Annotated in this window: 12 protein-coding genes and 1 pseudogene; 7 read left to right on the top strand and 6 right to left on the bottom strand. The window is 71.5% G+C overall.

The annotated features are described in order from the left end of the window. Positions 1–206 precede the first annotated feature (206 nt). Positions 207–1,178, top strand: a complete 972-nt coding sequence (locus ACH47Z_RS32375) for an alpha/beta hydrolase (RefSeq protein ID WP_399080081.1) — start codon at positions 207–209, stop codon at positions 1,176–1,178. Positions 1,179–1,472: 294 nt separating this feature from the next. Here ACH47Z_RS32375 and ACH47Z_RS32370 read toward each other — a convergent pair whose 3' ends face one another. Further along, positions 1,473–1,928, bottom strand: coding sequence for a hypothetical protein (locus tag ACH47Z_RS32370; RefSeq protein ID WP_399080079.1), 456 nt, complete (start codon positions 1,926–1,928; stop codon positions 1,473–1,475). A gap of 119 nt (positions 1,929–2,047) precedes the next feature. Next, positions 2,048–3,349 carry a hypothetical protein gene (locus ACH47Z_RS32365; RefSeq protein ID WP_399080075.1) on the bottom strand — a complete coding sequence of 434 codons (1,302 nt, stop codon included), beginning with the start codon at positions 3,347–3,349 and terminating at the stop codon, positions 2,048–2,050. A gap of 145 nt (positions 3,350–3,494) precedes the next feature. Here ACH47Z_RS32365 and ACH47Z_RS32360 point away from each other — a divergent pair, with 145 nt between their 5' ends. The 3 genes from ACH47Z_RS32360 (at position 3,495) to ACH47Z_RS32350 (ending at position 5,374) form a co-directional block, all read left to right on the top strand. Then, positions 3,495–3,677 carry a hypothetical protein gene (locus ACH47Z_RS32360; protein WP_399080072.1) on the top strand — a complete coding sequence of 61 codons (183 nt, stop codon included), beginning with the start codon at positions 3,495–3,497 and terminating at the stop codon, positions 3,675–3,677. A 179-nt stretch (positions 3,678–3,856) separates the two neighbouring features. Then, positions 3,857–4,606, top strand: coding sequence for an SDR family oxidoreductase (locus ACH47Z_RS32355; protein WP_399080069.1), 750 nt, complete (start codon positions 3,857–3,859; stop codon positions 4,604–4,606). Positions 4,607–4,774: 168 nt separating this feature from the next. Beyond that, positions 4,775–5,374 carry a YdeI family protein gene (locus ACH47Z_RS32350; protein WP_399080066.1) on the top strand — a complete coding sequence of 200 codons (600 nt, stop codon included), beginning with the start codon at positions 4,775–4,777 and terminating at the stop codon, positions 5,372–5,374. A 17-nt stretch (positions 5,375–5,391) separates the two neighbouring features. On the opposite strand, the gene ACH47Z_RS32345 is transcribed toward ACH47Z_RS32350, so the two are convergent. Further along, positions 5,392–5,757 (bottom strand): hypothetical protein, encoded by a 366-nt coding sequence (locus tag ACH47Z_RS32345; protein WP_399080064.1) that lies wholly within the window; start codon positions 5,755–5,757, stop codon positions 5,392–5,394. A gap of 29 nt (positions 5,758–5,786) precedes the next feature. On the opposite strand from ACH47Z_RS32345, the pseudogene ACH47Z_RS32340 reads away from it, so the two are divergent. Then, positions 5,787–6,829 (top strand): annotated as a pseudogene (locus tag ACH47Z_RS32340) (histidine kinase); the annotation flags it as partial. A 186-nt stretch (positions 6,830–7,015) separates the two neighbouring features. Here the strand turns inward: ACH47Z_RS32340 and ACH47Z_RS32335 are convergent. After that, entirely contained in the window at positions 7,016–8,308 is a 1,293-nt protein-coding gene (locus ACH47Z_RS32335; RefSeq protein ID WP_399080062.1) for a phytoene desaturase family protein, read from the bottom strand. A 299-nt stretch (positions 8,309–8,607) separates the two neighbouring features. Between ACH47Z_RS32335 and ACH47Z_RS32330 the strand changes: the two genes are divergently transcribed. Further along, positions 8,608–9,081, top strand: coding sequence for a GreA/GreB family elongation factor (locus ACH47Z_RS32330; protein WP_399080060.1), 474 nt, complete (start codon positions 8,608–8,610; stop codon positions 9,079–9,081). Here ACH47Z_RS32330 and ACH47Z_RS32325 read toward each other — a convergent pair whose 3' ends face one another. Both ACH47Z_RS32325 and ACH47Z_RS32320 read right to left on the bottom strand, forming a co-directional pair. Continuing rightward, positions 9,082–9,354 (bottom strand): hypothetical protein, encoded by a 273-nt coding sequence (locus ACH47Z_RS32325; protein ID WP_399080058.1) that lies wholly within the window; start codon positions 9,352–9,354, stop codon positions 9,082–9,084. 13 nt (positions 9,355–9,367) lie between these two features. Then, complete coding sequence (locus tag ACH47Z_RS32320; protein ID WP_399080056.1) at positions 9,368–11,878, bottom strand: ATP-dependent Clp protease ATP-binding subunit; 2,511 nt, start codon at positions 11,876–11,878, stop codon at positions 9,368–9,370. A gap of 194 nt (positions 11,879–12,072) precedes the next feature. Here ACH47Z_RS32320 and ACH47Z_RS32315 point away from each other — a divergent pair, with 194 nt between their 5' ends. Further along, a complete protein-coding gene (locus ACH47Z_RS32315; protein WP_399080054.1) occupies positions 12,073–12,999 on the top strand; it encodes a LysR family transcriptional regulator in 927 nt (308 codons plus the stop codon). Positions 13,000–13,002: the final 3 nt, after the last annotated feature.

Here is a 13,002-nt window from a genome sequence, read left to right as displayed (position 1 = left end):
TCTCCCCACACCGGGCCGTATCCCGGAGCGCACCGCGTGCGAAGTCGGGCGAATCCGTGCACTGTGGGTACATCGGCCGTACGCTCACGGGCAATTGCCCTGCGCCAGGCGGATCTACGGTGGCGTTCCGTGGCGCCGGAGCACGCGAGCGTCAGTCCGGCACGATCGCCGGACCCTCCGGCCCCTGTGAAAATCGAGGAGATGCGATGTCCGAGGCCGTAGCGCCGGTCGAACCGGTCCTGGAACCCGCGGCGGCGGAGTTCGCCAGGGCGACCGCCAATCCGCCGTATCTGTTCGACCTGCCGCCGGCGGAAGGCCGTAAGGCGGTCGACGAGGTGCAGTCCGGCGACATCGAGAAGCCGGCCGTCGACGAGGAATGGATCACCGTCTCGGGCGGTCCCACGGGCAGCGTCCGGGCCCGCATCGTCAAGCCCGCCGGGGCCGAGGGCACGTTGCCGGTGATCCTGTACATCCACGGCGCGGGCTGGGTCTTCGGCAACGCCCACACCCATGACCGGCTGGTGCGCGAGCTGGCGGTCGGCGCGGACGCGGCGGTCGTCTTCCCCGAGTACGACCTCTCCCCCGAGGCCCGTTACCCGGTCGCCATCGAGCAGAACTACGCGGTCGCCCAGTGGGTCGTCGAGCAGGGCGCCGCGAAGGGCCTGGACGGGTCCCGGCTGGCCGTGGCAGGTGACTCCGTCGGCGGCAACATGGCCGCCGCGCTCACCCTGATGGCCAAGGAGCGGGGCGGTCCCGCGCTGGTCCACCAGGTGCTGTTCTACCCGGTCACCGACGCGCGCTTCGACACGCCGTCGTATCACCAGTTCGCCACCGGCTACTTCCTGCGCCGCGACGGCATGCAGTGGTTCTGGGACCAGTACACGACCGACGAGGCCGAGCGCGCCCGGATCACCGCCTCCCCGCTGCGCGCCACCGTCGAGCAGCTCACCGGCCTGCCCCCGGCGCTGGTCGTCACCGGCGAGGCCGATGTGCTGCGCGACGAGGGCGAGGCCTACGCCAACAAGCTCCGCGAGGCGGGGGTGCCCGTCACCGCGGTCCGCTTCCAGGGCATCATCCACGACTTCGTGATGCTCAACGCCCTGCGCGGCACCCAGGCGGCCGCGGCGGCCATCGACCTGGCCCTCCGCACGCTGCGCTCCGCTCTGCACACCGACTGAGCCGGGAGATCCCGCGCCCTCGGCACATCGCCCTTCCGCCGCTGGGAAGGGCGATGTCCGGGTTGCCGTGTGCCCTGGTGTCCCACGTTCTCGCCAGGGGCACCGCTCCTCGTTCCTGTTCTCGCTCTCCGACTGCTCCCAGGTGTTGCGCCGCACTCGTGGCGAACTGTCGGTGCGCTCGCTGGACAAGCTGTTCCGGGCCGACGGGGCGAGCCGTGGCGGGGATGTGCCGGCGGCGGTCCGCTCCCCCTGAGACCGCCGCCGGCTGCTTCGAGCCGACCGCTCCACGACGCGCTACAGCGAGGCGAACTCGGCGCCGGCCCCGTCTCCGTCGAGGTTGAAGTTCAGCCTCTCGGCGACGAGGGTTGTGCCGTCGCTGAAGTAGAGCGTGACGCGGGCGTCGTCGATGGACCAGTTGTCGCTGCCGTTCGTCTTGATCCACATCCGGACCTTGAAGCCACCGCAGTCCGACTTGGTCGCGCCGGGGGCCTCGACGACGAGCGGCACGATGTGGTGGGAGTCGTCGTTGTACGTGGTCATGTCCTTGCCCGAGCTGTCCGCGTTGTTGATCGAGGCCAGCAGGGATTTCTCGTCACTGGTTTTCACGGTGACGTAAATTCCGGTGTCCGGATCCTTGTTGTCCGAATCTCCGGTCAGTGTGAAGAGTTCGGCACGGAACAGGATTGACGATCCGCAACAACCCGCCTCTCCGGTTCCGTTGGTCTGCCCGGTGTCCACCCCTTCGGTCATGTGCGCCCTTCCCCCAGCGGGTGTGCGAGTAATTCGGTCTCCCGTGACGTACCCTCGCCCGCGACAATTAACTGCGGCCGCCGTGAAGAAATGATTCCGCCGCCGTATTTCAGATAGAATTACGAACAGCTTTCACACACCGACCAGACTTCCCGCAACAACGTCGGGTAGTCCTCGCCATAGGTTGCGACGGCCGCGAACACCGCGTCGAGGGCCGCCTGCAACGGGGCGGGCTCGCCGGCCCCCAGCAGTGCGGGCAGGGCCATGTGCGGCTGCGAGACGGGCAGGGACAGGTCCGGCGCGCCGATCGTGACCCGCTGTGTGTACCCCCTCGCCTCAACGAGTTTCGGCGCGGGTTCCTCGGCAGACACCGGCTCCTCTGCCCAGTTGTCCGCGGGGCCGAGGATCCCTGGGGCCGGACCGGGCGCCGGAATCGGCAGGCACGCCTCGTCACCGGCGGGCGCCCGGAAGGGCGGACGCTCGGGCGGGACAGCCCGGCCGACGGTCCGGTGCGGGACCCGCGGGTCGGCGTAGAAGGCCTGCCACGCCCGCTCCGAGCCGTCGAGGGGCGGCGGCAACGGCCGTCCCTCGGCCACGGCGGTGAGCCCGGTGGCGATCCAGTCCCGGTCCACCAGCCCGGCGGCCTCGCAGGCGCGACGCGCGGCCAGCAGGGCCACCACACGCTGTATCGCGGGACCGGCCGCGTCGATGGCGTGCACGAGGGCCGCGTCGAAGTCGATCAGACCACGTACATTGCCGCCGACCTCGCGCAGCGCCTGGCTCGGCAACCGCCCGCCCCACACCCAGCGTTCATAGGCCAACTCGCTTTCCCTTTCCGCCTGTTCCCGCGCGAGGCGGGCCTGGTGTTCGACTTCGGCGCGCTCGGCCGGTGTGGGCGGCGGGGGCAGCTCGCGGGCGTAGCCGTGCCAGTACGCGGCGCTCTGCGAGGTCTGCCGCACGACTCGGTCCGGCGCGGGCGGAGCGGGCCAGAACTGCAGGAGGTAGCAGTCCAGTTGGGGCTCCTTCTCCAGCCGGGTGTCCTCCCGGCGGGCAGCGTCCATGCCCTTGGCGCAGTACCGCACCCGGTAGTCGGTCGCGTCCAGGTCCAGTTCCCAGGTGTCCTCCCATGCCCACTGCACGAGCCTCGTCTCGCCGGAAACGGGGCGGAAGGACACCTCCACGACGTCCTCCCAGCCCCCGTCCAACGGCGGTGCCTCGTCGTGCACTTCCACCGTGAAGCCGACGTCGCCCGTGTGCAGTCCCGTGGTCAGCCACAGCGCGCCGGGAACCGCCGCCCCGCACAGCCCGGCTGACTGACCGGTGAACGCCTCCGCGAGGTCCGGGCCAAAACTGTCCGGATCGCTCTCGACGTAGATCTGACCGTAGTGGACGAACACCTCTCCCTCGACCGGCCTGCGCACCACTGCCCCCTGTCGCTCGCGGAATCCGGCCGCACTTCCCCGAGCGGGGCCGTGCTCCGCACACTACGGCCGGGCACTGACATTGATGCTGATACTCAGGTTCCGGTGGCCGTGGTGACATCGCCGAAGGTGAGGAGCGTGCGCGATGGCTCTCCTCAGTCTGTTGGCCTTGCTGGGCATCGCGTGCTGGATCGGGTACGAGGTGGTGCTGCGCCGACGGGAGGACGCGGCGGCCGACGCGTGGGAGGCCGACGACCGGGACCGGGGTTCGACCCGGCTGCTGATCGTCTGCACCTGTGGCACATCAGCGCGGAGCAGCGGCTGCTGACGGCGGCCCTCGCATCGGCGTACGTGGACCATCGCGGGCGGACGAAGCGTCTGGTGCCGTTCCTCTTCAGACGGTTCCGACGGGGTGTCGTCGGCCTGGGACTGTCGGCCGATGCTCGCCGTCAGGTCGAGGTCCGTTCACCGCCAGCGTGTGTCACGCCCCGGTCGTGAAATGGAGTCATGACTTCACGAGCACCCCTGAACGGGAAGAAGGCACTGGTCACCGGCGGCAGCCGGGGGATCGGCGCGGCGACGGCACGACGACTGGCGCAGGAGGGCGCCGACGTGGCCGTGACCTATGTGCACGGCAAAGAGGCGGCGGAGGAGGTGGTACGGGACATCGAGGGGCTCGGGCGGCGGGCGGTCGCCCTGCGGGCCGACGCGGCGGACGCGGAGGAGGCGACCGGCGCGGTGCACCACGCGGCGGAGGCACTCGGAGGCCTGGACGTGCTGGTGAACAACGCGGCCCTCGGACTGATGCAGCCGCTGGAGGACATGGCGCTCGCCGACGTGGACCGGCTCATCGCCGTGAACGTCCGCGGGGTGTTCCTCACCTCCCAGGCCGCTGCCGCGCTCATGGCACCCGGCGGACGGATCATCACCGTCGGCAGCTGTATCACCCAGCGTGTACCCGGCCCCGGGGGCACCCTGTACGCGATGAGCAAGTCGGCCGTCGTGGGGCTGACGAAGGCGCTGGCCAGGGAGCTGGGTGGGCGCGGGATCACCGCGAACGTCGTCCACCCGGGGCCGACCGACACCGACATGAACCCCGCCGACGGACCGTTCGCGGCCGGCCAGGCGGCCATGACCGCGCTGGGCCGCTACGGCACGGCGGAGGAGGTTGCGTCCGCGGTGGCCTATCTCGCCGGCCCGGAGGCGTTGTACATGACGGGCACGGAGCTGTCGGTGGACGGCGGGCACGCGGCGTGAGCGGGCGGGGCGCATCGGGCTCCGGTGCGGCGCGCCCCGCCTCGGCCGGGCAGCGTGCCCGGCACCCGCTTCAGCCCGGTGGTACGTCCGGCGCCCGCCTCGGCTCGGGCAGACCGATGGGCTGGTGTTTCCGAGTCCTGATTGACCGCGCCACCGGGGTCAGCTTGGATGTGGGCCATGTCGGGTGGAGCACAGGCCGGGGCGGAACCGCTTCTCGCCTTCGCCACGCAGGACGCGTGGGAGAGGTGGCTGGAGGAGAACCACACGGACATCACGGGTGTCTGGCTGAAGATCCCGAAGAAGGGCTCGGGAATCGACGGCGTCGACTACGCGCGGGCGCTGGAGTCGGCGCTCTGCTTCGGCTGGATCGACGGGCAGAAGAAGAAGCTGGACGAGCAGCACTGGTTGCAGCGCTTCACCCCGCGCCGGCGCGGCAGCAAGTGGTCGCAGGTGAACCGGCGGAAGGCCATCGAGTTGACCGAGCAGGGCCGGATGCGGCCGGCCGGACTGCGGGAGGTGGAGCAGGCCAAGGCGGACGGCCGCTGGGAGGCGGCGTACACCGCGCAGAGCACGGCAACGGTGCCCGACGACCTCCAGGCTGCCCTGGACGCCGTCCCGGAGGCGCGCGCCTTCTTCGCGACCCTGGACAGCCACAATCGGTACGCGATCCTGTACCGGGTCCAGGACGCGAAGAGGCCTCAGACCCGGGCGGCGCGCATCGAGAAGTTCGTCGCCATGCTCGCCGAGCAGCGCAAGATCCATCCCTGACCGAGCTGACCGAGGGCTCAGACGCGCTCCGGCTGCGGCTTTCCGCGCCGCATCGGGAGCAGACCGAACCCCGCCCCCAGCGAGACCGAACCCATCCCCACCGCGGCCATGAGCCCCTGCGTGCCGTCCACCGCGACCGCGCAGAACGCGGCGACGGCGCCGTTGAGCAGGAACAGGAACCACAGCACCGGCCGGCTCGACAGGAACGACTTGACCGGTTCCTTGCGGGCGATCCGGGAGCCCGCCACGAGGGAGAGGGCGATGCCGCCGTAGGTCGCCAGGTTCTTCGCCGTGCCGTCGAGGACGGCGCCGGAGGCCGCTGCGGCCGAAAGGCCGACGACGAACGTGATCCAGAGAGCGGCCGAGGTGAGCAGCGACTTCATGAGGGGACTGCCTTCCGAGGAGGGGTGTCGTCGGCACGCTCGCGGTGGGCGGGGCCTGGCTGCTGCCCGAGACCGTGCTGCTGATCCGGCGCATCGCCGGGGCGAAGCGCGCCATGACGGCCGCGTGGACGGGCCGGGAGATCCCGGAGGCGTACCAGCCGATCACCGGCCCGCTGCGGCAGCGGCTGCGCACCGCCGTCCACGACCCCGGCACGCGCACCGATCTGCGCTGGATGATCGCCTCGTACGGCTACGGCGCCCTCGGCCTGCTCGCGCTGCCGCAGTGGCCGCTCGGCCTGGTGGTCGACGGGCTGTGGTGCGGGCTGCTGCGCCGCGCCCCTGTCGTCCTGCCGCTGATCACCCGGCTCGCCGACCTGGAGGCCCGCTGGTCGCAGGCCCTGCTCAGGCCCGCTCCGCAGGCACTCCTGGCCGCCCGGGTCGAGCGACTGGCGGCCACCCGTGCCGACGCCATCACCGCCCACGAGGCCGAACTGCGCCGCATCGAACGCGATCTACACAACGGCGCCCAGGCCTGATGGCCCTCTCGATGCGGCTCGGACTCGCCCTGCGCGCCTACGACCGGGACCCCGAGACCGCTCGCGCACTCCTCGTCGACGCCCACCGCCACGCGCAGGAGGCGCTGACCGAGCTGCGGCACGTGGTGCGCGGCATCCGCCCGCCGATCCTCACCGACCGCGGCCTCGTCGGGGCCGTACAGGCACTCGCGGGCGGCAGCGGGCTCGAGGTGACGGTCAGCGTGACGGGCGGCCTCGAGGAGGGACCGCGGCCCCCGGCGGCGATCGAGGCCGCCGCGTACTTCGCCGTGGCCGAGGCGCTGCCCAACGCGGCCAAGCACGGCGACGGCCGGCGGGCGGACGTACGGCTGGAACGCCTGCGCGGCGGGCTGCGGACCATGATCAGCGACGACGGTCACGGAGGCGCCGCCGAGCGGGACGGTACGGGCCTGCTCGGCGTCCGCCGCCGGGTCGCGGCCCTGGACGGCGAGCTGAGGGTGACCAGCCCCGCCGGGGGTCCGACCGTGATCGAGGTGGAGTTTCCGTGCGTGTGGTGACGGCCGTCCGGACGGACTCCGTCCCGCGAGCCGGTCCCGGGCGGCGAACCACCGCTGCGGACCGGCCTCCGGGCTCCCGGTGCTGGTCTTCGGCGCACCGTCCGGCTCGGCGGGGGGGCGCCCGTCATGACCGCCGTGGACGGCGCCGCAGTGCCGGCCCGGGCCGCCGCGGAACACCTGCTGGACCTAGGTCATCTGATGGCCCATCACCTTTCTGGGGATCCCCAGGTGGCGCAGTGCGGACGCCGCTGCTCCGGCTCCGCACATGCCGTGGGCGCCGGGGCCCGGCGGGGTGGCGGCCGAGCAGAGGAACACGCCGGGCAGGCCGGTCGCGTACGGGTCGAGGGCCGGGCGGGGACCCAGGAGGAGCTGGGGTGTCGTCTTGGCCCCGGTGATGATGTCGCCGCCGGTGAAGTTGGGGTTGGCGGTGGCGAACCGGGCGGGCGGGATGGCCCGGCTGCCCACGATGCGGTCGCGGACGCCGGGGGCGAACCGCTCCACCTGGCCGAGTATCGCTTCGGTGGCGTCGGCGTCGTAGCCGTACGGGACGTGGGCGTAGGTGTACACGGGGTGGATGTCGCCGGCCGAGCGGGAGGGGTCGGCCAGGTACTGCCGGCCGACCAGGACGAAGGGGCGTTCGGGCATGTGCCCGGCCACCACGTCCTGTTCCGCCCGCGCCACCTCGGCGAGCGGGCCGCCCAGGTGCACGGTGGCGGCGCGGCGCGCGTGCTCGTTCGTCCAGGGCACGCCGCCCTCGACGGCCAGGTCGAGCTTGAAGACGGCGGGTGCGCGGCGGAAGCGACGGTAGGCACCGCGCACAGGGGCCGGCAGCCGGTCGCCGTAGAGGGCCGCGACCTGGCCGGGGTCGAGGTCGAGGAGGGTGACGTCGGCGGGTGGCAACTGCCGGGGGTCGGTGACGCGGACGCCGGTATGAACGGTGCCTCCGTGTGTGCGCAGGACGCGCTCCATGGCGCGCGCGATGGACTGTGAACCGCCTTCGGCCACGGCCCAGCCGGCCGCGTGGCCCACGGTGAGCAGCAGCGGGTGGGAGGGGACGCGCAGGAGCGGGCCCAGCACATCGTGCGCCAGGGCGTCCCAGTGCCGTTCCGGGGTGGCGAGGAGGGGCCGGTAGCGGTCGCCGTCGGGACCGAGGAGGCGGGCGGTGTCCGGCACGGAGCGCGGCAGCACTCCGGCGCTGCCGTCGTCCAGCGGGTGGACGCAGTCGACGTCGGCCGTCCGCCGGCGCAGGCCGTGCTGTTCGAGGCCGAGTGCGCGCAGGGCCGGGGAGGTGACGGCGGTGGGGTGGATCGCCGAGCAGTGGTCGTGCAGCAGGCCGGGCAGGAGCGCCTCGGAGCTGCGGGTGCCTCCGCCGGTCTCGTCCGCCGCCTCCAGGACCGTCACCTCGAGCCCGGCCCTGGCGAGAAAGGCAGCGGCGGCCAGCCCGTTGGGCCCGGCGCCGACCATGACCGCGGATGTCATGCCGTGCCCCCGAGGTGTCCCGTGCCGGAACCAAGCGGCCGGAGCGATGGTAACCCGGGTGCGATTCCCCCCTTCCGCCGTCCGGGTGCAGGGGACCGGGACGGCGGTCCGGCTCAGGACTGAGGCCGTTTCCCGTGGTTGGCGGCGTGGTTGCGCCGTGACTTCTTCTTCCTGCGTCGCTTCGAGGACATGGCAACCTCCTGACGAGGGAACGATTCGATATACGCTACGAAAAATATCCGCCTTGTGACTGTTTCTCGCATATTAGATCATTTCACCACTGAAACAGAGGAGCCGGAATGACCGGTGATCCGGAGCCGATCAGTGCCGCGGCCCGTCGCGCGCTGGAGCAGGAGCTGGCCGACCTGCGCGACGAGCGGCGGCTCGTCGCCGGGACCATGCGGGACACCACCGAGGTGGGCGACCGCGGCGACGAGGCCGACAAGCTGCGGCGCGCCGGTCAACTCGACCGCCTGGACCGCCGTATCGAGGACATCACAGTACGACTGCGGGAGGCGGCCGAGGCCGGGCCCGCACCCACCGACGCGGTGGGCGTGGGCAGTACGGTCAGGGTCCGCTTCTCGGACGGTTCGGTGGAGACGCTCCGGATCGGCGAGGTCGCCGAGGCGCTCGACACGAACCTGGTCACCGCCGACAGCCCGCTCGGCCGCGCCCTGCTCGGCCAACGGCCGGGCGACACCGTCCACTTCAGGACACCGGGCGGTCCGACCAGCGCGGTCGTGGTGTCGATCGGTGAGCAAGAGGAGCAGTAGTCACTCGGAGCGTACGGGTCCCGGCCCCTTGCGGCGGGTGGCGCCGGACTTCATCCGGCCCTGGCGCACTGCGAGGTCGACCTCGGCCTGCGCCTCGGCGTAGGCGACGTCGGGGTCGTCCCACCGCCCGGCCCGCAGTCCCGCCGCCCGTCGGTCCTCCCGTGTGCGCAGGGCGAGTTCGGGATCGTTCGGCCGGCGCGGCATGCCGCGACCGTGACCGGTGGCCGGGTCTCCCCCGACCTGCTCGTTGGACTTGTGGTGGTGGCGCGCCATGGGTCCTCCTCGGTCACTTCTCGGTCGCCGCGGCTCCGGCGTCGGTGTTCTTCCGCACCGAGCAGTGCAGCGAGTCGTCCGGCACATCGGCGACGATCGTGTCCCCGGGCTCGGCATCGCCGCTCAGCAGAAGGGTGGCGATGCGGTTGTCGAGTTCCGCCTGGATCGTGCGGCGCAGCGGCCGGGCGCCGAACTCCGGCTGGTGGCCGTGCGCGATGAGCAGCTTCTTCGCGGACTCGGTGACGTCGAGCCGCATGCCCTGCGCATGCACCCGACGCTTGCTCTGGTCCAGCAGATGGTCCGCGATCCGGCTCAGGTCGTCCCCGGTCAGGCCGTGGAAGATGATGATGTCGTCGATGCGGTTGAGGAACTCCGGCAGGAACCTGCCCCGCAGGTCCTCCATCAACTCGTCCTTCAGCTCGGACACATCACCCTTGTGGTCGAGGATGCGGCGCGCGCCGATGTTGGACGTCATGATGACGACGCAGTGCCGGAAGTCGACGGTGCGGCCCTGGCCGTCGGTCAGCCGGCCGTCGTCGAGGATCTGCAGCAGGGTGTTGAACACATCGGGGTGGGCCTTCTCCACCTCGTCGAACAGCACCACGCTGTACGGCCGGCGGCGCACCTTCTCGGTCAGCTGGCCCGCCTCCTCGTGACCGACGTATCCGGGAGGAGCGCCGACGAGCCGGGCGACGGTGTGCTTCTCCTGGAACTCGCTCATGTCGAAGCGGATCATGCGGTCCTCGTCGCCGAACAGCAACGCCGCGAGGGTCTTGGCGAGTTCGGTCTTGCCGACACCGGTGGGGCCGAGGAAGAGGAACGATCCCACGGGCCGGTTCGGGTCGCCCATGCCCGCGCGGTTGCGGCGCACGGCCTGCGACACGGCGGTGACCGCCTCGTCCTGGCCGACGATCCGCGCGTGCATCTCCTCCTCCAGTCTGAGGAGTTTCTCCTTCTCGCTGGCGGTGAGCTGGGCGACCGGGATGCCCGTGCGGCGCGAGACGACATCCGCGATGTCGGCGGCCGTGACGGAGACGACGCCCTCGCGGCGCTCCTCGATCCCGGCGAGTTCGCCCTCCGCCTGGGAGATCTCCCGCTTGATCTCGGAGGCCTTCTCGAAGTCCTCGGCGGATACGGCCTGTTCGAGTTCCCGGCGCAGCCTGGCGACACGGTCCTCACGGCTGACGACCTCGGTGGAGCGGCCCACGCTGCGCAGCCGTACCCGGGCACCGGCCTGGTCCATCACGTCGATGGCCTTGTCGGGCAGAAAGCGGTCGGTGATGTAGCGGTCGGACATCTCGGCGGCGGCTGCCAACGCCCCGTCGTCGAAGCGGACTTGGTGGTGGGCCTCATAGGAGTCGCGGAGTCCTTCGAGGATCTGGACGGTCTCCTCGACGGTGGGCTCCGGGACCATCACCGGCTGGAAGCGGCGCTCCAACGCCGCGTCCTTCTCGACGTACTTGCGGTACTCGTCGATGGTCGTGGCGCCCACCACATGGAGTTCGCCGCGCGCGAGTGCGGGCTTGAGCATGTTGCCCGCGTCCATGGAGCCCTCACCCGTGGCGCCGGCGCCGACGACGGTGTGCAGTTCGTCGATGAACAGGATGATCCGGCCTTTGGCGGCCTGGACGTCCTGGATGACCTTCTTCAGCCGCTCCTCGAACTGTCCCCGGTACTGCGCGCCCGCCACCATGCCCGACAGGTCCAGGGAGACGACCCGCTGGTCCTTCAGGGTGTCCGGGACCTCGCCCGCCACGATGCGCTGCGCGAGCCCCTCCACGATGGCGGTCTTGCCGACGCCCGGTTCGCCGATGAGGACAGGGTTGTTCTTGGACCGCCGGGAGAGGATCTCGACGGTCTGCTCGATCTCCTCGGCGCGCCCCACCACCGGGTCGAGCTTTCCCGCCCTGGCCTCTTCGGTCAGGTCCCGGCCGTACTCGTCCAGGGTCGTGGCCGGCTGCTTGCGTTCGGCGGGCAGGCCCTCGGCCCGGGCGGCCGGTTCGGCGAGGCCGTTCAGCTTCTCCGTGTCCATGCCTTCGGCCCGCAGCAGCCTGGCGGCACCGGTGTCGCTGTCGCTCAGCAGGGCGCCGAGGATGTGCTCAGGGCCGATGTACGACACGCCGGCCGCCTGCGACCGGGCGTAGGCGGCCCCGAGTGTGCGCTTGGCCGCGGGGGTCAGGCCCGGCTGCGCCGACGGCTCACCGGACTCGCGCGGCAGGATCTTGGCGATCTCGGCCGCCAGCGTGTCGGGGTCGACACCCACCTGGGAGAGCAGCCGCCGGGACGGGTCGACCTGGGTGGACGCCCAGAGCAGATGTTCCGTGTCAAGGTCGGACGTGCCGTCCTCCACGGCCCGCCGCGCGGCCAGGTTGAGCAGTTCCTGCGACGACTGCGTCAGCAACCGTCCGATCGGCACGCGCTGCACCGCGGGGGGCGATGACGCCGGTGACATCCCGAAGAACCGGTTGAACAACTCGCTGAAGGGATCCGACGAACCGAAGGGTGCACCGAACGACATCGACATGACAGCTCCTGGGCGCGGAGAACCGGTGATCCGCGGGGGTCGGCAACGCAGGGGGCAGTACTCGATCCGGTACTCGTTCCGGGGTCAGTAATCACTGAACCCCGCTGCGCACGGCACCGCAAACGGAGGAGGCCCGCGGTTCGGGGGCCGGACGGAGACTGGCATTCCGGTCAGCGGTCGGGTACACCCGTGCCGTGCTCTTTCGTCAGCTCGAATACCTCGTCGCGCTCTCCCGGGAGCGGCATTTCGCCCGTGCCGCCCAGGCCTGCTACGTCTCCCAGCCCGCGCTGTCGGAGGCGCTGCGCAAACTGGAGGACGAACTCGGCGTGCCGCTGGTGCGACGTGGCCGCAAGTACGAGGGCCTCACTCCGGAGGGGGAGCGCATCGTCGTATGGGCGCAGCGGATCCTGGCCGACCGCGACGCCCTCAAGGACGAGGTCGACGCGCTGCGCAGCGGCCTGAGCGGCCGGATACGGATCGGTTCGGTGCCGACCGCGTCCGGGGCCGTCGCCCACTTGACCGGCCCGTTCTGCGCGGCCCACCCGCTGGTCACGGTGGAGGTCATCGCGGACATGCAGTCGGTGGACATCCTGCGGCAGCTGCAGAACTTCGAGCTCGACGCGGGAGTGACGTATCTGCGCGAGCATGTGTCGGAGCAGTTCCACACCGTTCCGCTGTACCAGGAGCGGTACGTCCTGTTGCTCCCGGCCGCCGACAGTCTGGCCCGGCGTACGACCGCCACCTGGGCGGAGTCGGCGCGGCTGCCGCTGTGTCTGCTGACCCAGGCGATGCAGGGGCGCCGGGTGCTCGACGAGCTGTTCGCGGAGGCGGGGACCCAGGCCTCGCCCCGGCTGGAGACCGACTCCGTGGCGGCGCTGTTCGCCCATGTCAGGACGGGCCGGTGGGCGAGCATCGTGGCGCACGCGTGGCTGCACGTGTTCGGTGTGCCGCACGGCATGCGGGCGGTGCCGCTGGTCGAGCCGGCCACCTCGGTGCCGGTGGGCCTGGTGATCGCCGCCCGGGAGCCGGAGTCGGTCATGGCCAGGGCCCTGACGGACATCGCCCGCAGCACCGACGTGGCCTCGGCCCTGGACCGCGTGCCCGGGGACTCGGGCCGCTGACCT

This window comes from Streptomyces sp. NPDC020192 (assembly GCF_044388685.1).
Taxonomy (GTDB): Bacteria; Actinomycetota; Actinomycetes; order Streptomycetales; family Streptomycetaceae; genus Streptomyces.
The sequence above is the reverse complement of the archived record's forward strand: the minus strand, read 5'-3'. Positions and strand labels throughout refer to the sequence as shown.